Raw genomic sequence first — 22935 nt, forward strand, 5'->3', positions numbered from 1 at the left:
AGATGCAGGCTACCGTTGTGAAGCGTAGCTTGTGCATTTTGCACAAGCGAGCCACGGGGGCTCTGACGGTTCACGCGAATGCACATGATAAAGGGATTCACTGCATGAGGAAAACACTACTCGCCCTGCTGCTGTTGGCTTCGGCCGGCGTGGCGCAAGGGCAAGTGCAACTCAGGGATGGTTTTCCACAGCAATACACGGTGGTTTCGGGGGATACGCTCTGGGACATTTCCGGCAAATACCTGCGCGAGCCCTGGCAGTGGCCACAACTGTGGCGGGCCAATCCGCAAATCGAAAACCCCAACCTGATCTATCCCGGCGACACGCTGACGCTCAGTTATGTCGATGGCCAGCCACGTCTGACCCTTAATCGCGGCGAGTCGCGCGGCACCATCAAGCTCTCGCCACGCATTCGCACCAGCCCGGTGGCCGAGGCTATTCCGAGCATTCCGCTGAAATCCATCAACAGCTTTTTGCTGAGCAACCGCATCGTCGACAAGGTCGAGGACTTCGACAAGGCGCCGTACATCGTTGCCGGCGATGCCGAACGCGTGCTCAGCGGTACCGGTGACCGGATCTTCGCGCGCGGCCATTTCGACCCGGATCAACCGGTCTACGGCATCTTCCGTCAGGGCAAGGTCTACACCGATCCACAGACCAAGGAGTTCCTGGGAATCAACGCCGACGACATCGGCGGCGGCGAAATCGTCGCCACTGAAGGCGACGTCGCCACCCTCGCCCTGCAACGCACCACCCAGGAAGTGCGCCTTGGCGACCGTTTGTTCAGCGGCGAAGAGCGCTCGATCAACTCGACCTTCATGCCCAGCGCGCCAACGACCAGCATCAACGGCGTGATCATCGATGTACCGCGCGGCGTCACCCAGATTGGTGTGATGGACGTGGTCACGTTGAACAAAGGCAAGCGCGACGGTCTTGCCGAAGGCAACGTGCTGGTGGTGATGAAAACCGGTGAAACCGTGCGCGACCGCATCACTGGCCAGCCGCTGAAAATTCCCGATGAACGCGCCGGGTTGCTGATGGTGTTCCGCACCTACGACAAACTCAGCTACGGCCTCGTCCTCAATGCATCGCGATCGCTCGCGGTGCTCGACAAGGTGCGCAATCCGTAAGCGTGCTTCACAAGTTACCAACAGAGTTATCCACAGCTTGTTCCGAATGGTTCGGGGCTTATAACGATCAAGGATGATCCATCATGTTGCCTGTCTGTACGCCGGTTTCCCCGGCGGAACTGGAAGCGCGTCTGCGCCTGCACCGCTTGCCGGATGTTGGCCCGAAGCGTTTTGCCAAATTGCTCGAAGCCTTCGGCTCGGCCTCCAAAGCCATCAGCGCGCCGGCCAGCGCCTGGCGTTCTCTCGGTTTGCCGGCGGCGTGCGCCGAAGCGCGGCGCTGCCCCGAAGTTCGCGACGGCGCCAGTCATGCAATGCGCTGGCTAGAGCGTCCGGATCAGCATTTGCTGATGTGGGACCAACCCGATTACCCCGCATTGCTGGCGCAGATTCCCGACCCGCCGCCAATGTTGTTCGTGGCCGGTGATCCGCAGATTTTGGAAAAACCGCAACTGGCGATGGTTGGCAGTCGCCGGGCATCGCGTCCGGGCATGGACACCGCAGCGGCATTTTCCCGCAGTCTCGCCGGGGCCGGTTTTGTCATCACCAGCGGCCTGGCGCTAGGTATCGATGCCGCTGCGCATCAGGCCGCGCTGGATGTTGGCGGGTTGACGGTCGGTGTCCTCGGCACGGGGCTGGAAAATTTTTATCCACAGCGCAACCGCCGCCTGGCTGACGCGATGATTGCGTGCGGCAGCGCAGTGCTTTCCGAGTTTCCGCTGGATGCCGGGCCAACGGCGAGCAACTTCCCGCGACGTAACCGCATCATCAGCGGTTTGTCCCTCGGCGTGCTGGTGGTCGAGGCCAGCGTCGCCAGCGGTTCGCTGATCACCGCACGGCTGGCGGCGGAACAGGGACGCGAGGTTTACGCGATTCCCGGTTCGATCCATCACCCCGGCGCTCGCGGTTGCCATCAGCTGATCCGCGATGGCGCGGTGCTGGTGGAAACCATTGAGCACATCCTCGAAGCCTTGCGTGGTTGGCAGCATCTGCCGCTATCCACTGACACGGCGAAAGCCGATCACCCGTTGCTCATCCTGCTCCATGCTGCCCCGCACACCAGCGAAGGCTTGGCTGACAGCAGCGGCTGGACGTTGCCCAAAGTGCTGGCGGCACTCACCGAACTGGAAATGGATGGCTGTGCAGTGTGCGAAAACGGTCGCTGGTTGGCCAGGACACGCTAGGTTTTACAAGGAAGATCGGTAAACTGCGCGAAACCTGTTTGCGGAGAGTTTTTTCATGGTTAACAGTTGGCGTGTGCAACAAGCCGCACGAGAGATTCGCGCCGGGGCGGTGATTGCCTATCCAACCGAAGCCGTCTGGGGGCTGGGTTGCGACCCATGGAACGAAGAGGCCGTGGATCGGTTGCTGGCGATCAAGAATCGTTCGGTGGTCAAAGGCCTGATTCTGGTTGCCGACAACATTCGCCAGTTCGACTTTCTGTTCGAAGACTTCCCGCAAGAATGGATCGACCGCATGGCCAGCACCTGGCCGGGGCCGAACACCTGGCTGGTGCCGCATCAGGGCTTGCTCCCGGAATGGGTGACCGGCATGCACGACACCGTCGCACTGCGGGTCAGTGATCATCCGCAAGTACGCGATCTGTGCTCGATGGTCGGGCCGTTGATTTCGACCTCAGCCAACCCGCAGGGACGCCCGGCGGCGCGCACGCGATTGCGTGTCGAGCAGTATTTCCGTGGGCAGATCGATCTGATACTGGGCGGGCAACTGGGTGGGCGCAAGAACCCCAGCGTGATTCGTGATCTGGCGACCGGCAAAGTCATTCGTCCCGACTGATCCAGCCTCGAACATTTGTGACGTGAGTACTCCTCGCCTTGATGGCGAGGAGTACTACACGTGCCTGCGATTTATCCTGCAATGATGCTGATTGTTGCGTCGGAAAAATCATCAACTATCTGAATCAACTGAATTTTCCCACCTGATTATCAGACCGCGTTTCGTGGCGGTATCGCCAAAAGCAACCATCCTTTCCCTGCACTCGAAACACTTCGATAAGTTAAGGTCTGCGGAGAAAGAATGGACACTACGGATTTGCAACTCACGGATTACCTGCAGGCGCTCCAGGTGACGTTAAACAGTCATCAGGAGGGTTGCCGTATCGTGATGCTTGAAGCGGGGTCGGATACCCAGGTGTTCGATCGGTTTATCGATCGGCAATTTCGGCTTCGGCTGCAGCATTACATGCTGACGTCCAGGGCGCGGATGCTCGAAACCCGACTGGCGACACGGTCGCGCAGTACCCACTTTCTGCTGTATCGGCACGAGCAACTGCTGGCGGTATTGAGGGCCACTCCGGCGCCGTTCGAGTGGGCATCACTGGCGCAGCAACATGTTTCGCCCACGGTGGCGTTGTCACGCCATGTCGAACTCAGTCGCTTGATCTCGTACGCGCCCAGCCAACAGCCCATTGCCGTCGACAGTCTGCTGGCGGCCGCTGCCGAGTGGGCCATAAAACAGGGCTATCTAGGTGTCACCGCGTTGTGCAGGGCATCGCAGCTGCGCCTGTACCAGCGTTTCGGTCTGATGCCGGTCGCCTCCAATCCCTTGCATATCGAACAGCGCGCACGCGGGGATTACTGGGTGTTGTCAGCCGAGTGGCGGCAAATCCTCGCCGCGTTGCAACAGCCTGATTCCGCGACGGTCGGTCATTGGGCGCCAAGACCGTTGGCGGCTCATCCACCGCAGTACTGAACACGCTCGAAGCGTCCTGTCAGTCATGGTTCTGAAACCCTGACTGGCAGGACGCCGGGAGGTATCAAGGCAGCAGGATGGTGGAACCGGTAGTGCGCCGTGCCGACAGCTCGGTTTGCGCCTTCGCCGCATCAGCCAGTGGATAACGCTGGCTGACGTCCACCTTCAACTTGCCGCTGATGATCATCTCGAACAGCTCATCGGCCATTCGCTGCAGGTTTTCGGCGTTGTTGGCATAAGTCGCCAGCGTCGGCCGGGTCACGTACAGCGAACCCTTGGCGGAGAGAATCCCAAGATTCACGCCGTCCACCGCACCGGAGGCATTGCCGAAGCTCACGACCAGGCCACGCGGCGACACGCTGTCGAGGGACGTCAGCCAGGTGTCCTTGCCAACACCGTCATAGACCACCGGGACTTTCTTGCCATCGGTCAATTCCAGCACGCGCTGGGCAACGTTTTCGTGGCTGTAATCGATCGTCGCCCAGGCGCCATTGGCCTTGGCCAGTTCGGCTTTCTCTTTGGAGCTGACGGTGCCGATCAGCTTCACGCCTAACGCTTTGGCCCATTGGCAGGCCAGTGAACCGACACCGCCGGCCGCCGCGTGGAACAGAATGGTTTCGCCACCCTTGAGTTCATAGGTCTGGCGCAGCAGGTATTGCACGGTCAGGCCTTTGAGCATTACACCGGCAGCCGTTTCGAAACTGATTTCGTCGGGCAGATGCACCAGATTGTCCTGCGGCAGCACATGCAATTCGCTGTAGGCCCCCAACGGGCCGCTGCCATAGGCCACGCGATCACCGACCTTGAACCGGGTGACGTCGCTGCCCACGGCATCGACGATCCCCGCACCTTCAGCACCCAGGCCGGACGGCAAGGCGGGCGGTGCGTACAGACCGCTGCGGTAATAGGTGTCGATGAAGTTCAGGCCGATCGCCTTGTTCGCCACGCGGACTTGATTGGGGCCGGGCGCGGCGGGTTGGTAATCAACATATTCGAGCACTTCGGTGCCGCCGTGGGCGCGGAACTGGATACGCTTTGCCATCTGCCTGCTCTCCTTGGGTCTTTTGTGAGCCCCCTATCCAACTCCCATGCTTGATCTTCGTCAACTGCGGCGGGTTGTTGTGCGGTGGTATGCTACGCGCCCATTTGCGTCGCCCGTCTGCCGGGGCGCCGCCCGATTCAAGGTGAAGCCATGACGACCCGCACCGACGCCGTAAAGGCCTATCTGCTCGACCTGCAAGACCGCATCTGCGCGGCTCTCGAAACCGAAGACGGCGGCACGCGCTTCGTCGAAGACGCCTGGACCCGGCCCGCCGGCGGTGGCGGTCGTACTCGCGTGATCGAGAACGGCACGGTAATCGAAAAGGGCGGTGTCAACTTTTCCCACGTCTTCGGCAGTGGTCTGCCACCGTCGGCCAGCGCCCATCGCCCGGAATTGGCTGGCCGCGGTTTCGAAGCCCTTGGCGTGTCGCTGGTGATCCACCCGCACAACCCGCATGTGCCGACGTCCCACGCCAACGTGCGCTTTTTCATCGCCGAGAAGGAGGGTGAAGAGCCGGTCTGGTGGTTCGGCGGCGGCTTTGACCTGACCCCGTATTACGGCAATGAAGAAGATTGCGTTCACTGGCACCGCGTTGCCGAGCAGGCTTGCGCGCCGTTTGGCCCGGACGTCTACCCGCGCTACAAGGCCTGGTGTGACACCTACTTCCACATCAAGCATCGCCACGAACCGCGCGGCATCGGCGGTTTGTTCTTCGATGACCTGAACGAGTGGGACTTCGATACCAGCTTCGCTTTTATGCGGGCCATCGGCGACGCCTACATCGATGCTTATCTGCCGATCGTGCAGCGCCGCAAAAACGATGCGTTTACCGCTCAGCAGCGTGAATTCCAGGAATTCCGCCGTGGCCGTTACGTCGAGTTCAACCTGGTGTATGACCGTGGCACCTTGTTCGGTCTGCAATCGGGCGGGCGTACCGAGTCGATCCTGATGTCGTTGCCGCCGCAAGTGCGCTGGGGCTATGACTGGAAAGCCGAGCCTGGCAGCGAAGAAGCACGCCTGACCGAGTACTTCCTGCAAGACCGCGACTGGCTGGCCGAGGCCTGAGGACATCTGATGGATCGTTACGTCGTTTTCGGCAACCCGATCGGCCACAGCAAATCGCCGATGATTCACAAGCTGTTCGCCGAGCAGACCTGCCAGCACCTCGACTACAGCACCTTGCTGGCGCCGCTTGAAGATTTCGCCAACTGCGCCACGGCGTTTTTCCAGGAAGGTCGCGGCGCCAACGTCACCGTGCCGTTCAAGGAAGACGCCTATCGTCTGGCAAATAGCCTGACCGCTCGCGCACAACGGGCCGGTGCGGTGAACACCTTGAGCAAACTGGCCGACGGCTCACTGCTCGGTGATAACACTGACGGCGCCGGACTGGTGCGCGATCTGACGGTGAACGCCGGGTTCAGCCTGACCGGCAAACGCATTCTGCTGCTCGGTGCCGGTGGTGCGGTGCGCGGTGCGCTGGAACCGTTGCTGGCGGAACAACCGGCCTCGGTGATCATCGCCAATCGTACGGTGGACAAGGCTGAGTTGCTGGCGGAGTTGTTCTGCGACCTCGGGCCGGTCTCGGCCAGTGGTTTCGACTGGTTGCGCGAGCCGGTGGACGTGATCATCAATGCCACATCGGCCAGCCTCACTGGTGACGTGCCGCCGATTGCACCGAGCCTGATCGAGCCGGGCAAGACCCTGTGCTACGACATGATGTACGGCAAAGAGCCAACGGCGTTTTGCCGCTGGGCCCGTGAACATGGCGCGGCGGTGGCGATGGATGGCTTGGGGATGTTGGCGGAGCAGGCGGCTGAGGCGTTTTTCCTGTGGCGTGGTGTGCGCCCGGACACTGCGCCCGTGCTCACAGAGTTGCGTCGACAACTGGCCCTTTAAAAAGCTTCGCGAGCAAGCTCGCTCCCACAGTGGAATGCGATCAAATGTGGGAGCGAGCTTGCTCGCGAATGGCCTCACCACCGATTCTGGGTCAGTCTTCAAACCGGATCGGACATTTCTCCGGCCCTTCCAGCTTCCGCAGCTCCTCCACCACCTGCGGCCGCGCCCGGCGCAAGGTCAGGCTGCGATCCTGGCCAAGCAAGCGCCGCGCCTCCTGATGCAGCATCTCCACGCCCGAATAATCGATGAAGTTGATCTGCTGCGCCTCGATCACCACGCGTGCGCCGTGCATGCGCTGCAGACGTACCTGCAGGTAATGGCTGGCGCCGAAAAAGATCGATCCGCCGACACGCAACACATCGTCTTCGCCGTCGCGCCAGTGCTGCACGCGCGGTTGCGAAGTGCGCTTGAGGTAGAAGAACAGCGAGGCCAGCACACCGGCATAAATCGCCGTCTGCAATTCCAGTAGCAAAGTCGCGAGGCAGGTCAGCGCCATGACCACAAACTCGGCGCGGCTGACACGCAGCAATGCGCGAATGCCTCGGTGGTCGACCAGCCCCCAGGCAATCAACAGAATGCTCCCGGCCATCGCCGGGATCGGAATGTGCGCGATCAGCCCCGCACCAAAAATTGCGAACAACGCCACCCAGATTGCCGAAAACACTCCGGCCAGCGGCGAGCAAGCGCCTGCCTCGTAACTGAGGCCCGAGCGGGTGAACGACCCGGCCGACAGCGACCCGGAAAAGAACGCCCCGAGAATATTCGACAAGCCCTGTGCACGGACTTCCTGATTGGCATCAAGCAATTGCTGCGACCGCGCCGAAATCGAGCGCGCAATCGACAGACTGGTAACCAGGCCGAGCATGCCCACCGCCACAGCACTTGGCAGCAATCGCAGGATCAAATCCAGATCCAGCGGCAATCCACTGAACGGCGGCAAACGCCCGACAAACGCGCTGACCAGATGCACATGGCCGAACACGCCCGGCCACAACCACACCAGCAAACTGGCCAGCACCAGTGTGATCAACAGCGTCGGCCAGCGCGGCAACAGGTGTTTGAGCAGCAGACCGACGACCACCGTGGCCAAACCCAACACCAGCGAAGGTTTATCCACAGCCCTCAGGTGTTGCAGCAGATCCATCAAACTGGCCAGCGCCGTGGCTTTTGCCGGCAACTCCAGGCCCAGCAGGTTTGGCAATTGTCCGATAGCAATCACCACCGCCGCGCCAAGGGTGAACCCCAGCACCACCGAATGCGAGACGAAATTCACCAGCGCGCCAAAGCGCAGCAAACCGAGCAGCCACTGGAATATCCCCGCAAGCAAGGTCAGCAGCAGGATCAGGGTGATGTAGTCCTGCGAGGCTGGAACCGCTAAAGGGCTGACACTGGCAAACAGCACAATCGAAATCGCTGCCGTCGGACCGCAGATCAAATGCCACGACGAACCCCACAGGCAGGCGATCAGCACCGGAATGATTGCGGCGTAGAGGCCGTACTCGGGTGGCAGACCGGCGATCAACGCGTAGGCAATCGACTGGGGGAGCGCAAGAATCGCCCCGCTGAGGCCGACGATCAGATCCCGTCCGACGCTGGCGCGGGTTTGTCGCGGCAACCAGGTGAGGAAGGGGAAGAGAGAGTGGCGGCTGGGGAAGGCCATGGGTCCTCGCGGTTGGGTTTTGTTCAAGGTTATCAGGGTGCCAGGGGAAAGGCCCCTCACCCTAACCCTCTCCCAAGGGAGAGGGGACTGACCGTGGTGTTTATTCAAGATTCACCGACCTGCGATTTCAGAGTTGAACGCAAGTTTTGAATCCAACAGATATCGGCTCCCTTTCCCCCTCGCCCCTCTGGGGAGAGGGCTGGGGTGAGGGGGCAAAAATCTCGAGCCGAGCACAATTCCAGCCACCCCACGATCAAAGCTTCGCTTTCACCGCCGCCAACGCATCCTTCCCGTCAGACGTCTTGACGCCATCCAGCCACTTATCCAACACCGCCGGATTTGCCTTGATCCAAGCCTTCGCCGCCTCGGCATTGCTGACCTTTTTGTTCACCACCTCAGCCATGATGCTGTTCTCCATCTCCTGAGTGAACGAAAGATTGGTCAGCAATTTACCCACATTCGGACACGCCTCGGCGTAGCCCTTGCGCGTTAACGTAAACACGCTGCCGGTGTCGCCAAAGTACTTCTCGCCACCCTTGAGGTAATGCATCTTCAACTGCACGTTCATCGGGTGCGGCGTCCAGCCGAGGAAGGTGACGAATTTCTGTTTCTTCACCGCCCGCGACACTTCAGCCAGCATCGCCTGTTCGCTGGATTCGATCAGCTTCCACTGGCCCATGTCGAAGTCGTTCTTCTTGATGATTTCCTGCAGCGAGATATTCGCCGGCGCACCCGAACCGATGCCGTAGATCTTACGATCGAACTTGTCCGCGTATTTGTTCAGGTCGGCAAAGTTATGCACACCCGCGTCCCACACGTAGTCCGGCACGGCGAGGGTGAATTCGGTGCCGTCGAGGTTCTTCGCCAGTTGCGTGACGTCACCGGTGGCGACGAACTTGTCGTAGAAGCCCTGCTGCGCCGGCATCCAGTTGCCGAGAAACACGTCCACCTGGCCGTCCTTCAAACCACCGAAGGTGATCGGCACCGCGAGGGTGTCGACCTTGGCCTTGTAGCCCATGCCGTCCAGCAGAAACCCGGTGATGGCGTTGGTCGCGGCGATGTCGCTCCAGCCCGGATCGGCCATTTTCACGGTGTCGCAGCTTTGCTCAGCGAAGGCCGAGGCGCTGCTCAGCGCGAGCAGGCCGATCGTCACTACTGTGGATAACTTACGCATGGACTTCCCCTTAACATTATTGGTTTTGGCAGGGTTGTGGATAACGTGCTTTGCGTTCCAGATCGTCGAGGTCGATGTGGTTGCGCATGTATTGCTGACTGGCGTCCACCAGTGGCTGGTGATCCCAGCTCTTCAGCTTGCCGAGGGTCAACGCGTCGGCGACAAATCGGCGGCGGCGCTGGCTCGCGAGGACCTCCCGGTGAATCGACTGAATGTCCCATTTGGCCCGTGCTTCGGCGAGAAAATCGTCGAACAGCGGGCGATGTTGCGGCGATTGGCTGAGTTCTTCCAGTTCATGCGGATCGTTATCTACGTCGAAGAGTAGGCAAGGGTCGCTTTCACTGTAGATAAATTTGTAGGCGCCGCGACGGATCATCATCAGCGGGCTGATGGTGCCTTCGGCCATGTATTCGCCGAACACTTCGTCATGACCGCCCTGCCCTTGAAGGTGTGATACCAGCGAGCGGCCATCCAGTGGCAGGCCCGGTTCCAGCGTGCCGCCGGCCAATTCGACGAAGGTTGGCAACAGGTCTGCGGTCGATACGGCAGCGCTGACACGCCCGGCATCGAACTGGCCTGGAGCACTTATCAACAGGGGGACGCGGGCCGCCATTTCGTACCAGTGCATTTTGTACCAAAGGCCCTTTTCGCCGAGCATGTCGCCGTGGTCACCGGAGAAGACAATAATTGTGTCTTCGATCAGCCCGGTTTCTTCGAGGGTTTCCAGAAGTTTGCCGACGTTGGCGTCGATATAGCTGCATGCACCGAAATATGCCCGGCGTGCATCGCGAATCTTATCCACAGGCAGTGGCTTGTCCCACAGGTCATAAACCTTGAGCAGCCGCTGTGAGTGCGGATCGAGTTCGTGTTGATCCGGGGTTGTAGGCAACGGGATATCGGCATCGTCGTACAAATCCCAGAACGCCTTGGGAATGGTGTACGGGTCGTGTGGGTGAGTCATCGATACTGTCAGGCAAAACGGCTGATCGCCGTCCTCGCGGATGTGATCGAACAGATATTGCTGTGCCTTGAACACCACCTCTTCATCGAAATCCAGTTGATTGGTGCGCACACATGGCCCGGCCTGCAGCACCGAAGACATGTTGTGGTACCAGCTCGGCCGTACATCCGGCTCATCCCAGTTCACGGCCCAACCGTAATCGGCCGGGTAGATATCACTGGTCAGGCGTTCTTCATAACCGTGCAACTGGTCCGGACCGCAGAAGTGCATCTTGCCGGATAGCGCGGTGCGGTAGCCGAGGCGGCGCAAGTAATGGGCATAAGTCGGCACATCGGCAGGGAAATCGGCGGCGTTGTCGTAGGCGCCGATCTTGCTCGGCAACTGGCCGCTGACCAGGGTGAACCGCGATGGCGCGCACAACGGGCTGTTGCAGTAAGCGGCATCGAACACCACGCCTTGGGCGGCGAGGCGGGAAAGATTCGGCAGTTTGATCGGCGATGGGCCGTAGAACGGCAACATTGGCGCGGCCATCTGATCGGCCATGATGAAAAGAATATTCTTGCGCTTCATGTGATCGCGGCATTCCATAGTGAATATTTATGCGACATTGCTGCGATCGAGCATGGAGTCCATGCTTTATCCGGTAAAGCCCGCGCCGGACAATGACTAGGATAAGCACAGCTTATGTATGAAGCCTTGGGTGATCTGTCCCTCGACCTGTTACGCGCCTTTGAGGCGGCCGCTCGCCAGCGCAGCTTTACCGCAGCGGCGGTAGAGCTTGGCACCACGCAACCAGCGATCAGTCAGCAGATCAAACGGCTGGAAGAACAACTCGGTACGCGACTATTTGATCGCATTTACCGTGGGATCGAGCTGACCGAAGTCGGCGCGATACTGTTTGAGCAAGTTACTCTCGGTTTACAGAATATCGATGCAGGATTGAGCGCGATCAGCGCACAGCAACAACATGAAGTCCTGCAAGTTGCCACCGACTTTGCCTTCGCTGCTTATTGGCTGATGCCGCGCCTGCACCGCTTTCATGAAGCTAACCCGCAGGTCGACGTCAGCCTGGTGACCAGCGAACGCAACCACAACATGCTGCGCACCGATATCGACGTGGCGATCCTGTTCGGTGATGGTCGTTTCAAGCAGGGCGAAAGCCATTGGTTGTTCAGCGAAGAAGTATTCCCGGTGTGCAGCCCGCAATTGCTCAAGGATCGCGCCCTGCCCTTGCCTGCTCACGCACTGCTGGAGTTCCCGTTGCTGCACCTGCGTGGGGAAAACAGCAGCAACTGGTTTGACTGGAGTGGTCTGTTCCGTGAACTCGGTATCAATACGCCGCCGGCGCCGGGGCAATTGCGCTTCGACAATTACACGTTGTTGATTCAAGCGGCGATTGGCGGTCAAGGCGTAGCGATTGGCTGGCGGCACCTTGTGGATAACTTGCTGAGTCAGGGTTTGCTGTGCCGCCCCATCGCCGAAACGACCTTGTCGCGCCTCGGTTATTACGTGGTGCTGCCCCAGCGCAAACGTCGGGGCGCGTTGATTCAACAGTTTGTCGATTGGTTAATGGCGGAACAGGCGAGCAGCGCGCAATCCCTCAACGGTTTGACGTTGCCGTCGATCGCGGTTTGAAGATCTTTTACGAATCTGAAGCCGCAACGAAATTCACATGCTGCCCTATATGCAAATTCAGCCGTAGCTCATCGGCAATCCCCACCGCCACGCGGTTCAGCCGCTCCAATGGCTCGGCCAGACCCGGTTCGAGATTGCCGCCGACCTGGCTGAAATGCTCAATGGTCAGCCCGGCCACGCCGTGTGGCGCATTGACCAGTGTCCAGTGCAGCGGGCTGCTTTGCACGGCTTCGCGAATTTCTTCGGCAGCATGGCGTTGCAGGCGATCATCGACGTCCGGCTCATCGAGTACGGCAAAATCCCCCACCAGAAACAGCCGCGAAACGTTGGCGGCTTGCAGTCCATCGACCAATGCATCGACGGCCAGCACCTGCTCGACGGGGCCGAGTACGACAGAGCGCTCAACGTGATCGCTGCTGAATGGCAAACCTGGCGCATCCAATAAGCAGATGACCACCGAACTGCCGGCCACACTTTGATTGACCCTCTCGGAGTCGAACAGATCGCCGCTCTTGGTGCGTAGTCCGGGACGCGGCGCAAGTGCGGTCAGATCGTCGAGAATGGCGATGACTTCATGCTGACGACGCAGCAACTCAGCCATCAACGCGCTGCCCAGGCTACTCATGGCACCATAGAGCACCACTTTTACCGCCGGGGTTTCGGCATTTTTCATGGCTGATCCCTTTTCTTATCCCTTGTATGACGTGTGACATACGGGCAACGCCGAGGGTTCGAACCGATTTCCGAGGGCTTCAGATGCAAGCGATCAAGGGCTACCACGCCCACGTCTATTTCGACGCCAGCACCATTGAACAGGCACGGGCCTTGTGCGAGCAGGCCGCGCAGTTATTTGCAGTGAAAATGGGCCGCGTTCACGAACGTCCGGTCGGTCCGCATCCGGACTGGAGTTGCCAGTTGGCCTTCGGCCCCGAGTTGATCAGCGATGTGCTGCCGTGGCTGGTGTTGAACCGCAAAGGTCTGGTGGTGTTCCTGCACCCGGACACCGGCGATGACCTGCTTGACCACACCGAACACGCAATCTGGATGGGCGCGATGCGGTCGCTGGATCTGTCTGTTTTCTGATCAGATCGTTTCTTCGGCTTCGCCCGGCAGATGCTCGTCCAAGTGCAGCCAGGGCAATTGGCTGTCGGTCCAGATGTGTCGTTCGGCGGGCGCCAGCTCGGGTTGATCGAGGGTGGCGATGGTCACGTCGATACTCTGTGGGCTGAGCAACGTCACCAACGCCAGTTGCGCGCCGCACTGCGGGCAGAAGTACCGCGCGCAACTGTCGGATGAGTCATAACGCGCCGGCGTACCAGCCAGCCATTGGAAACTGGAGGCTGGCACTGTGATCCACGTCGTGACGATGCCGCCGCTGACCTTGCGGCAGATCGAACAATGGCAATGGGCGATATCCTGCAACGCCCCGCTGAACTGATAACGAATATGTCCGCAGTGGCAGCCTCCGCTGTGCGATTGGCTCATCTCGAAAGCTCCCCTTCCCGTGTTTATTGACTCTAGATCGCATCCGACGGCCGGTTGACCGTTCATTCAAAGCTTTCTGCAGCGAAAGGTAGCTGAAAGCTTGCCCGATTAGGATCGCCTCACTTCCGGCAACAGACCGGTTGGCCAATGCGTGTGATACCTCGCACTAAAGGCCCAATTAACAACAACAATGGTGATTCTGATGTCCTCTGTAGCCCGCCTTTACGCTGTCACTCCGCCCGTACGTCTCGTGCTTCCCGTTCTGCGCTGATCGGCCCGATCTGCTCATTTAACTAGCCGCGCTACGCCTGGAGTATTCCCATGCTGACTTTCCTTGGCTTCGCCATGGTCATCACGTTCATGTTCCTGATCATGACCAAGCGCCTGTCCGCGCTGATCGCTCTGATCATCATCCCGATCGTCTTCGCCCTGTTCGGCGGCTTTGCACCGAAGATCGGCCCGATGATGCTCGAAGGCATCACCAAGCTCGCGCCGACTGGCGTGATGCTGATGTTCGCCATTCTCTATTTCGCCCTGATGATCGACTCCGGCCTGTTCGACCCGGCCGTGCGCAAGATCCTCAAACTGGTCAAGGGCGACCCGCTGAAGGTTTCGGTCGGCACCGCCGTACTGGCGCTCGTCGTTTCCCTCGATGGTGACGGCGCGACCACTTACATGATCTGCGTGGCCGCCATGCTGCCGCTGTACAGCCGCATCGGCATGAGCCCGCGGATCATGGCCGGTCTGATCATTCTCGCCGGCGGCGTGATGAACATGACTCCATGGGGTGGCCCGACTGCCCGCGCCGCGAGTGCGCTGCACGTTGACCCGTCGGACATCTTCGTACCGATGATCCCGGCGATGGCCGCGGGTGTGGTCGCGATTCTGGTTATCGCTTATTTCTACGGCAAACGTGAACGTGCGCGTCTGGGTGAGCTGCATCTGGTTGGCGATGATATCGATCACAGCGAAATCAGCGTGTCGCAGTTCCCGGATGCCCGCCGTCCAAAACTGATCTGGTTCAACGGCGCCCTGACCTTCGGCCTGATGTGCACCCTGATCGCTGGCCTGCTGCCGCTGCCGGTTCTATTCATGGTCGCGTTCAGTATTGCCATGATCGTCAACTACCCTTGCCTGCAGATGCAGAAGGATCGCGTTGCGGCTCACGCCGGTAGCGTGCTGGCAGTGGTCGGGCTGATCTTTGCGGCGGGTATCTTCACCGGTATCCTGAGCGGCACCGGCATGGTCGATGCGATGTCGAAGAGCCTGTTGGCGGTGATTCCGGATTTCCTCGGCCCTTACCTGGCCGTGATCACGGCGCTGGTGAGCATGCCGTTCACCTTCTTCATGTCCAACGATGCGTTCTACTATGGCGTGTTGCCGGTGTTGGCCGAAGCCGCCAGCCACTACGGGATCACCGCAGTGGAAATGGCCCGTGCCTCGATCGTCGGTCAGCCCGTCCACTTGCTGAGCCCGTTGGTGCCATCGACCTATCTGTTGGTGGCCCTGGCCGGTATTGATTTTGGTGACCACCAGCGTTTCACCCTGAAATGGGCGATCCTGGTATGTATCTGCATTCTGATTGCTGCACTGCTGTTGGGGACTTTCCCGGTGTTCAGCACTCTATAAGCCCACGACTCACCGTTTCGGGTCCTGGCTTCGCGGTTTGAAGCCCGGGCCTTTTTCGGTTTAACACTCGCTCAAAGGAATACACATGGATTGGCTGACCAACCCCGAAATCTGGGTTGCCTTCTTTACCCTGACCGCCCTGGAAATCGTACTGGGCATCGATAACATCATCATGATTTCGATCCTGGTCAGCCGCATGCCCAAACACATGCAACAGCGCACCCGGATCTTCGGTCTTGGCCTGGCCATGATCACCCGCATCCTGTTGCTGCTGTCGATCACCTGGGTCATGCGCCTCACCGCCGACCTGTTCGAAGTGTTCGGCCAAGGCATTTCCGGCCGTGACCTGATCCTGTTCTTCGGTGGTCTGTTCCTGCTGTGGAAGAGCTCGCAGGAGATGTACCACGCGCTGGAAGGCGAAGACGAAAGCGACGAAACCCCGGGCGGCAAGGGTGGCAACTTCCTCTACACCATCATCCAGATCGCGATCATCGACATCGTTTTCTCGCTGGATTCGGTGATCACGGCGGTGGGCATGGTGTCCCACGTGCCGGTGATGGTCGCGGCGATCGTCGTGGCGGTGCTGGTGATGATGCTGGCCTCGGGCAAGATCAGCGAGTTCATCGACAAACACCCGTCGCTGAAGATGCTGGCGCTGTCGTTCCTGCTGGTGGTCGGCACCGTGCTGATTGCCGAGTCGTTCGACGTGCATGTGCCGAAGGGCTACGTCTACTTCGCCATGGCGTTCTCGCTGGCCGTGGAAGCGATCAACATCAAGCTGCGCGGCGCAATGGCCAAGAAAAAACAGCAGCAAGACCCGGTGAAACTGCGCAAGGACATCCCGGGCCAGTAACCCGGTAATCCAGACGCACGCAGTACCCCCTGTGGGAGCGAGCTTGCTCGCGAAGGCTTTGTGTCAGTCGACAGAAATGTTGGCTGGCCCACTGCTTTCGCGAGCAAGCTCGCTCCCACATTTGTTTTGGGTAACACAGGGGGAACGTGTCGGATTCAGGTGGGTGAATGAACCCGTTTTCATGACACTTTTGTTTCAATCGACACTTTAGCTGTGCAATGCTGGCGCCCAGACCGTTAGCCAACTACAGCTTAAGTATCAAAAACGTAGAAACCGCGCGGTACCGTCAACTTGCCTCTCTGAGGCGCTGCTACTACAGGGGGTTTGTATGCTCACCCTGCTCAATCTGCTTTCCGCCGTCGCCCTGCTGATCTGGGGCACGCACATCGTTCGAACCGGCATCCTGCGGGTGTACGGCACCAATCTGCGCCATGTGATCGGCCAGAACATGTCCAAGCGCTGGCTGGCCTTTGTCGCCGGCATCGTCGTTACCGCGATGGTGCAGAGCAGCAATGCCACGGCCATGCTCGTGACCTCTTTCGTCGGCCAGGGCCTGATGGCGCTGACCCCGGCGCTGGCGACCATGCTCGGCGCCGACGTCGGTACCGCGCTGATGGCGCGGGTGCTGACGTTTGACTTGTCGTGGCTGTCGCCGCTGCTGATTTTCCTCGGGGTGATTTTCTTTCTGTCGCGCAAACAGACGCGGCTCGGGCAGATGGGCCGGGTCAGCATCGGTCTGGGGCTGATCATTCTCGCGCTGCAATTGATCGTCGAGGCCGCCGCACCGATCACCCACGCGCAAGGGGTCAAGGTGATCTTCGCCTCGCTGACCGGCGATATCCTTCTCGACGCCTTGGTCGGCGCGTTGTTCGCGATGATTTCCTACTCGAGCCTCGCCGCCGTGTTGCTCACCGCGACACTGGCCGGCGCCAGTGTGATCAGTCTGCCGGTGGCGATCGGCCTGGTGATCGGCGCCAATATTGGCAGCGGCATTCTTGCGTTCATGAGCACCAGCATGCAGAACGCGGCCGGGCGGCAAGTGGCGCTGGGCAGTCTGCTGTACAAACTGATCGGCTTGCTGCTGATCATTCCGGTACTCGATCCGTTGGTGCACTGGATCGACAGCCTCGATTTCAGCCCGCAGGAAATGGTCATCGGCTTCCACCTGCTCTACAACACCGCGCGCTGCCTGATTCTTCTACCAAGCGTCGGGCCGATGGCACGCCTGTGTGCTTGGCTGCTGCCGGAGCGGCCGGAGGTCAACGGCACCGCCAAACCGCGCCATCTCGACGCGACCGCGCTGGTGACACCGAGCCTGGCGTTGGCCAACGCCGCGCGGGAAACCCTGCGCATGGGCGATCTGCTCGACAACATGCTCGACGCGACCCTCGATGTGCTGCGCGGCAAGCAGACCGCCGTCACCCAGGAAATGCGCCGATTGACCGACGACGTCGAAGCGCTGTACAGCGCAATCAAACTGTACCTGGCGCAGATGCCCCGCGAAGACCTCGGCGAGCAGGACAGTCGGCGCTGGGCCGAAATCATCGAGCTGGCGATCAATCTGAAACTGGCCGCCGACCTGATCGAACGCATGCTGCGCAAGATCCAGCAGCAGAAAACCTCGCAGCGGCGCTCGTTTTCCGAAGAGGGTCTGGAGGACCTGGCCGGGCTGCAGCAGCAACTGATCGCCAATTTGCGTTTGGGCCTGTCGGTGTTTCTCAGCGGCGACCGCGAAAGTGCCCGGCAATTGCTCCGCGAGAAACGCCGCTTTCGCGCGCAGGAACGTCGTCTGGCCCACGCGCATGTCAGCCGTTTGCAACGCAAGATCGTGCAGAGTATTGAAACCAGTTCGCTGCATCTGGAGTTGATTGCCGACATGAAGCGGCTCAATTCGCTGTTTTGCGGCAGTGCGTATGTGGTGCTGGAAACGGCGGATACCGGGGCGCTGGCGGCGGATGATATTGCCGACATTACGCATTCGCCTTGAACGACTGGGGCTGGGTTTAGTCAGTTACATTGATTCAGCCTTCAGGCCGCTATCGCGAGCAGGCTCACTCCTACAGGGGGGGGACGCATTCCAAATGCAGGAGTGAGCCTGCTCGCGATGGGGCCCTGACTGACGACACGGATCTCCAAATCAGCCGTACGGAAGCCTGTTATGCGTTGCCTGTTGTTCGCCTGTCTGTTGCTCGGTTCCCTGCCCGCCTTCGCCCTGGATCGTTTTCAGGTTGAAGGCTATGCGCTGCCCAACGGTTTGCAGCTAATGCTCAAGCCCGGCACCGAACGGGGGCACGTGGCGATCCGGCTGGTGGTCGGCGTCGGCCTTGATGATTTCGAGTGCGATGACAAGGAGCTGCCGCACCTGCTCGAACACCTGCTGTTCAGTGGCATCGACGCCACCGGCGAAGGTGGTCTGGAGGAGCGCATGCAAGCGCTGGGCGGTGACTGGAATGCCTTCACCAGCAACGCCGACACCACCTTCGTCATCGAAGCTCCGGCGAAAAACCAGCGCAAGGTACTCGACCTGCTGCTCGCTCTGCTCACGCAAACGCGTATCGACGACAACGCGATCAACGCCGCCAAACGTGTGGTCGAGCGCGAGGACGGCGGCCATTACACACGCCTGCAACGCTTTCTCGATCGTCAGGACCTCGGCCACACCGCGAGCAATCAGCTCGCTGTTGAACTGGGCCTCAAATGCCCGCAACGCGCCGAGGTCGGCCATCTGACTCAGGAGCAACTGGAGAAGGTGCGCAAGGCCTGGTACGCGCCGAACAACATGACGCTGATTGTCGTCGGCGAACTCGACAAACTGCTGCCGGCGTATCTGGAACGCACTTGGGGCGCGCTCGAAGCGGTCGAGCCAAGCGAACACCGCCCACTGCCGGATATCCGCACCAGCGCCGCCCACGAGCGCACGCTCACCCGTGGCTTTATCGGCGACAGCGCCAAATTGCACTGGCTGGTGCCGGAACCGGTGCTGGACGATCAGTACGACCAGACGTTCGATATCCTCAAGGATTATCTCGACTGGGCGCTGTACCGGCAGATTCGTCTCAACCACGGTTTATCCTATGGGCCGTGGGCCGAGCGTGAGGTGTTTGGCGGTGTGGGCTTCATGAGTCTGAACGCCGATCTGGATCGTGATGACGTTGACGAAGCCATTCAGGTGCTGGAGGACCTCAAGGCTGATCTGCTGAAAAACGGCCTAGACCCGGATACTTTCGCGCGGATCAAGCAGGCCTCGATCGCCCATCAGGCGTGGGCGGTGCAAGGCAACAGTGCGCTGGCGGATTATTACTGGAGCGCCCTCGGTGATTACCAGGACGGTCGTTTTGCCAACCCGGCGCGGGAGCTGCAAGGGGTGACGCTGGAAGCGGCGAACAAGGCCATGCGTGAGTTGCTGTTGCAACCGGGGTATCTGCGGATCGAGAAGCCGTTGATCAGTGATGATCAGGTTTTGTGGTTGAGTGCGGGTGGCTTGGGTCTGGTGTTGTTGATCCTGATCGGCTGGCGTTTGCATCACCGCCGCCGGCCGGCCGAACACTAACCCTGTAGGAGTGAGCCTGCTCGCGATAGCGGTCCTTCAGTCATCATTTCTTCGGCTGATACACCGCAATCGCGAGCAGGCTCACTCCTACAAGGAAATGCGTTGGTTTTAAGTGACCATCAGCCTTGCCAGCGCTACTCTGTCGAGGTTTTTTCCCCTCAAATCGTGAACCGCCCAAATGCCAAAAATACAGCTCCTGATCCAGCGCATTCTCGAACTGATGAAGCGTTATCCCGGGGTCATTGCGCTTGGCGGGTTCATCTCCGGGGTCGGCAGTTTCATCATGGTCGATCGTCAGCAGGGCCTGGCGAGCTGGATCACCGTGATCATGCTGCTCAGCTGGATCTGGCTGATGCTGGAAAACACCCTCACCGGCCTCTTCACCCGCGTGTTCAAACGCGAGATTCCCCAGCCGCTGCTGCGTTATGCGACGCAGATGATCCATCAGGAAAGCCTGTTTTTCGTCTTGCCGTTTTTCTTCATCACCACGACCTGGAACAGCGGCCAGTTGTTTTTCACCGGGCTACTCAGCGTCGCCGCACTGATTTCCATCGTCGATCCGCTTTATTACAAATGGCTGGCGCCACGGCGCTGGGCGTTTCTCGCGCTGCACACGCTGACCCTGTTCGCCGCCCTGCTCACCGCGTTGCCGGTGATCATGCACCTGACCACCGCGCAAAGCTTCAAATGGGCGCTGGGCATTGCCGTGTTGTTGTCGTTCCCGAGCCTGGCGTCGATCTTCCCGATCCGCACGGTGCGCAATGCTTTGGCAATCCTGTGCATCACGGTCGGCATCGGTGGCGTGGGTTGGGCGCTGCGTTCGTGGGTGCCGCCGGCGACGCTGTGGATGACCGACGTGGCGATCAGCACGCAAATGCAGGATCGCACCCCCGGCGCCAGCCTCGACACGGTCAGCGCCGAGCAGATTCGTGGCGATGGCCTTTACGCCTATACCGCTATCAACGCGCCGCGCGGGCTGGATGAGCGGATTTATCACGTCTGGCAATTCAACGGCAAAGAGGTCGACCGCATCGCCCTCGACATCCATGGCGGGCGCAAGGAAGGCTACCGTGCGTGGACGCACAAGCAGAATTTCCCTGGCAATCCGGCGGGCAAGTGGCAGGTGCGGGTGTTGACCGAGGATGGCCAGGTGATCGGCGTGCTGCGTTTCGAAGTCACGGACAGCACAGCGATCAAAGAAAAGTAATCCGGTTCGTGCTATTACGTTAGTTCGCATAAAGGCCGAACAAGCACGGAGCTTATGACCAGCAGCTCGATCAGCGGTAATGCTCAACTGGACACGTCGATAACCCCTGCGCGCCTGCGGGTCACGGGGGACTGGACGCTTGCCCATTACGCCGAGCTCAAGCAACTGAGCGAAAAGCTCCACGGTCAGTACGATGCCAACACCCCGATCGACCTCAACAGCCTCGGCGCCCTCGACACCGCTGGCGCTTCGTTGCTGGTCGAACTGCTCGGCTCCGAACGCCTGGGCAAATCCGCCGAACACCCCGATTGCACCCTGACCTCCGCCGACCGCGCGCTGCTGCAAACCGTGTACTGCTCCATGACCGATTTCTGCGTGCCGATCAAAGAACCGGAAATCAGCGTCAGTGTGCAACTGCTGACGCGCATTGGTCGCGCCGTCGACACCGTCTGGCAGGACACTCTGCAACTGCTCGGTTTCGTCGGCCTGATCATGGAAACCATCGCTCGCAACCTGTTACGGCCCAAGCGCTGGCGCATCACGCCGATGATCGCGCACATCGAGCAGACCGGCCTCGACGCCGCGCCGATTGTGGCGTTGCTGACTTTTCTGGTGGGTGCGGTGGTGGCGTTTCTTGGCGCGACGGTGCTGGCCAGTTTCGGTGCGACAATTTTTACTGTGGACCTGGTGGGCTTCTCGTTCCTGCGCGAATTCGGTGTGCTGCTCACGGCGATCCTCATGGCCGGGCGCACTGCCAGTGCTTTCACTGCGCAGATCGGCTCGATGAAGGCCAACGAGGAAATCGACGCAATCCGCACCCTCGGCCTCGATCCGATGGAGTTGCTGGTGGTGCCGCGGGTATTGGCGATGCTGGTGGCGCTGCCGATGCTGACGTTTCTCGCCATGCTTTGCGGGATCATCGGTGGCGGCGTGGTCTGTGCGGTGTCGCTGGATATTTCGCCGGCGATGTTTCTGTCGTTGCTGCAATCGGACATCGGCATCCAGCATTTTCTGGTGGGCCTGGTCAAAGCCCCGATCTTCGCTTTCCTGATTGCCGCGATTGGTTGTCTGGAAGGTTTCAAGGTCAGTGGTAGCGCCGAGTCGGTTGGCGCGCACACCACGTCTGCCGTGGTGCAATCGATTTTCGTGGTGATCGTGCTCGACGCGGTGGCCGCGCTGTTCTTCATGGAGATGGGCTGGTGAGTCGTCTACCCCGCGCGCCCTCGGAGGCGGTGATCGAAGTCCGTGGCCTGTGCAATCGCTTTGGCAGCCAGAGCGTGCACGAGAACCTCGATCTGGATTTGTACAAAGGCGAGATTCTCGCCGTGGTCGGCGGCTCCGGCAGCGGCAAATCGGTGTTGCTGCGCAGCATCGTCGGCCTGCGCCGGCCTAGCGAAGGCATCGTCAAAGTGTTCGGCAAGAACCTGCCGAGCCTGTCCGAGCATGAGCGTTCGCTGGTCGAACGCCGTTTTGGCGTGCTGTTTCAGAAAGGCGCGCTGTTCTCCTCGCTGACCGTTACTGAGAACGTCGCCCTGCCCCTTATCGAACACGCCGGCCTCAGCCGCAACGACGCCGAGCACTTGGCTGCGGTGAAGCTGGCGCTGGCCGGGTTGCCGCTGTCGGCGGCGGACAAATACCCGGCATCGCTGTCCGGCGGCATGATCAAACGCGCTGCTCTGGCCCGGGCTCTGGCGCTGGACCCGGACATCCTGTTTCTCGACGAACCCACCGCTGGCCTTGATCCGATTGGCGCGGCGCAATTCGATCAATTGATCCTGACCTTGCGCGATGCGCTCGGCCTCAGCGTGTTTCTGGTGACCCACGACCTCGACACGCTCTACACCATCACTGACCGCGTGGCGGTGCTGGCGCAGAAGAAGGTGCTAGTGGCAGGTCCCATCGACGTTGTCTCGGAAACCGACGACGCGTGGATTCACGAATACTTCCACGGCCCGCGCGGCCGCTCGGCGCTGGACGCCGCCAAATTGCTCAACGAGGTCTGAC

General features: G+C 60.2%; 21 protein-coding genes. 15 read left to right on the forward strand and 6 right to left on the reverse strand.

Going from position 1 to position 22935, the window contains the following annotated elements; genetic code table 11:
• Window positions 1-104 precede the first annotated feature (104 nt).
• The 4 genes from AB4N74_RS24015 (at window position 105) to AB4N74_RS24030 (ending at window position 3839) form a co-directional block, all read left to right on the forward strand.
• Complete coding sequence (locus AB4N74_RS24015) at window positions 105-1130, forward strand: LysM peptidoglycan-binding domain-containing protein (RefSeq protein ID WP_077575172.1); 1026 nt, start codon at window positions 105-107, stop codon at window positions 1128-1130.
• Between the two features lie 80 nt (window positions 1131-1210).
• A complete protein-coding gene (gene dprA, locus AB4N74_RS24020) occupies window positions 1211-2311 on the forward strand; it encodes a DNA-processing protein DprA (protein ID WP_460101219.1) in 1101 nt (366 codons plus the stop codon).
• A 55-nt stretch (window positions 2312-2366) separates the two neighbouring features.
• Window positions 2367-2924, forward strand: a complete 558-nt coding sequence (locus tag AB4N74_RS24025) for an L-threonylcarbamoyladenylate synthase type 1 TsaC (protein WP_093429535.1) — start codon at window positions 2367-2369, stop codon at window positions 2922-2924.
• Between the two features lie 240 nt (window positions 2925-3164).
• Window positions 3165-3839: a hypothetical protein gene (locus AB4N74_RS24030; protein ID WP_093429534.1), complete on the forward strand. Its 675-nt coding sequence runs from the start codon at window positions 3165-3167 to the stop codon at window positions 3837-3839.
• A 64-nt stretch (window positions 3840-3903) separates the two neighbouring features.
• On the opposite strand, the gene AB4N74_RS24035 is transcribed toward AB4N74_RS24030, so the two are convergent.
• Window positions 3904-4881, reverse strand: a complete 978-nt coding sequence (locus AB4N74_RS24035) for an NADPH:quinone reductase (protein WP_460097412.1) — start codon at window positions 4879-4881, stop codon at window positions 3904-3906.
• A gap of 150 nt (window positions 4882-5031) precedes the next feature.
• Here AB4N74_RS24035 and hemF point away from each other — a divergent pair, with 150 nt between their 5' ends.
• Window positions 5032-5946, forward strand: coding sequence for an oxygen-dependent coproporphyrinogen oxidase (gene hemF / locus AB4N74_RS24040; protein ID WP_099757608.1), 915 nt, complete (start codon window positions 5032-5034; stop codon window positions 5944-5946).
• 9 nt (window positions 5947-5955) lie between these two features.
• A complete protein-coding gene (gene aroE, locus AB4N74_RS24045; protein WP_257356667.1) occupies window positions 5956-6777 on the forward strand; it encodes a shikimate dehydrogenase in 822 nt (273 codons plus the stop codon).
• Between the two features lie 91 nt (window positions 6778-6868).
• On the opposite strand, the gene AB4N74_RS24050 is transcribed toward aroE, so the two are convergent.
• From AB4N74_RS24050 to betC, 3 genes are all read right to left on the reverse strand, one after another.
• Window positions 6869-8437, reverse strand: a complete 1569-nt coding sequence (locus AB4N74_RS24050; RefSeq protein ID WP_257356668.1) for a SulP family inorganic anion transporter — start codon at window positions 8435-8437, stop codon at window positions 6869-6871.
• 253 nt (window positions 8438-8690) lie between these two features.
• Window positions 8691-9611, reverse strand: a complete 921-nt coding sequence (gene choX / locus AB4N74_RS24055) for a choline ABC transporter substrate-binding protein (protein WP_093429529.1) — start codon at window positions 9609-9611, stop codon at window positions 8691-8693.
• 16 nt (window positions 9612-9627) lie between these two features.
• The gene (betC, locus tag AB4N74_RS24060; RefSeq protein WP_093429528.1) at window positions 9628-11142 is read right to left on the reverse strand and encodes a choline-sulfatase; all 1515 of its coding nucleotides are present in this window, start codon (window positions 11140-11142) and stop codon (window positions 9628-9630) included.
• A 114-nt stretch (window positions 11143-11256) separates the two neighbouring features.
• Here betC and AB4N74_RS24065 point away from each other — a divergent pair, with 114 nt between their 5' ends.
• The gene (locus AB4N74_RS24065) at window positions 11257-12207 is read left to right on the forward strand and encodes a choline sulfate utilization transcriptional regulator (RefSeq protein WP_093429527.1); all 951 of its coding nucleotides are present in this window, start codon (window positions 11257-11259) and stop codon (window positions 12205-12207) included.
• A gap of 7 nt (window positions 12208-12214) precedes the next feature.
• On the opposite strand, the gene AB4N74_RS24070 is transcribed toward AB4N74_RS24065, so the two are convergent.
• Window positions 12215-12880 (reverse strand): NAD(P)-dependent oxidoreductase, encoded by a 666-nt coding sequence (locus AB4N74_RS24070; RefSeq protein ID WP_257356671.1) that lies wholly within the window; start codon window positions 12878-12880, stop codon window positions 12215-12217.
• 83 nt (window positions 12881-12963) lie between these two features.
• On the opposite strand from AB4N74_RS24070, the gene AB4N74_RS24075 reads away from it, so the two are divergent.
• A complete protein-coding gene (locus AB4N74_RS24075) occupies window positions 12964-13290 on the forward strand; it encodes a DOPA 4,5-dioxygenase family protein (protein ID WP_093429525.1) in 327 nt (108 codons plus the stop codon).
• On the opposite strand, the gene AB4N74_RS24080 is transcribed toward AB4N74_RS24075, so the two are convergent.
• Window positions 13291-13692 (reverse strand): GFA family protein, encoded by a 402-nt coding sequence (locus tag AB4N74_RS24080; RefSeq protein WP_099757614.1) that lies wholly within the window; start codon window positions 13690-13692, stop codon window positions 13291-13293.
• Window positions 13693-14013: 321 nt separating this feature from the next.
• Between AB4N74_RS24080 and AB4N74_RS24085 the strand changes: the two genes are divergently transcribed.
• The 7 genes from AB4N74_RS24085 (at window position 14014) to AB4N74_RS24115 (ending at window position 22934) form a co-directional block, all read left to right on the forward strand.
• Window positions 14014-15321 carry a CitMHS family transporter gene (locus AB4N74_RS24085; RefSeq protein WP_007911819.1) on the forward strand — a complete coding sequence of 436 codons (1308 nt, stop codon included), beginning with the start codon at window positions 14014-14016 and terminating at the stop codon, window positions 15319-15321.
• 85 nt (window positions 15322-15406) lie between these two features.
• Window positions 15407-16174: a TerC family protein gene (locus tag AB4N74_RS24090; protein ID WP_093429523.1), complete on the forward strand. Its 768-nt coding sequence runs from the start codon at window positions 15407-15409 to the stop codon at window positions 16172-16174.
• A gap of 328 nt (window positions 16175-16502) precedes the next feature.
• Complete coding sequence (locus AB4N74_RS24095; protein ID WP_095125091.1) at window positions 16503-18161, forward strand: Na/Pi cotransporter family protein; 1659 nt, start codon at window positions 16503-16505, stop codon at window positions 18159-18161.
• A 171-nt stretch (window positions 18162-18332) separates the two neighbouring features.
• Window positions 18333-19724 (forward strand): M16 family metallopeptidase, encoded by a 1392-nt coding sequence (locus AB4N74_RS24100; RefSeq protein WP_116254169.1) that lies wholly within the window; start codon window positions 18333-18335, stop codon window positions 19722-19724.
• A gap of 178 nt (window positions 19725-19902) precedes the next feature.
• Complete coding sequence (locus AB4N74_RS24105) at window positions 19903-20931, forward strand: DUF5924 family protein (protein ID WP_016986428.1); 1029 nt, start codon at window positions 19903-19905, stop codon at window positions 20929-20931.
• A gap of 54 nt (window positions 20932-20985) precedes the next feature.
• Complete coding sequence (locus AB4N74_RS24110) at window positions 20986-22134, forward strand: ABC transporter permease (protein ID WP_093429519.1); 1149 nt, start codon at window positions 20986-20988, stop codon at window positions 22132-22134.
• On the forward strand, window positions 22131-22934 hold the full coding sequence (locus AB4N74_RS24115) for an ABC transporter ATP-binding protein (RefSeq protein WP_116254167.1): 804 nt from the start codon (window positions 22131-22133) through the stop codon (window positions 22932-22934). Before AB4N74_RS24110 ends, AB4N74_RS24115 begins: the two co-directional genes overlap by 4 nt.
• The last annotated feature ends 1 nt before the right edge of the window (window position 22935 follow it).

This window comes from Pseudomonas sp. H3_C08, assembly GCF_054669455.1.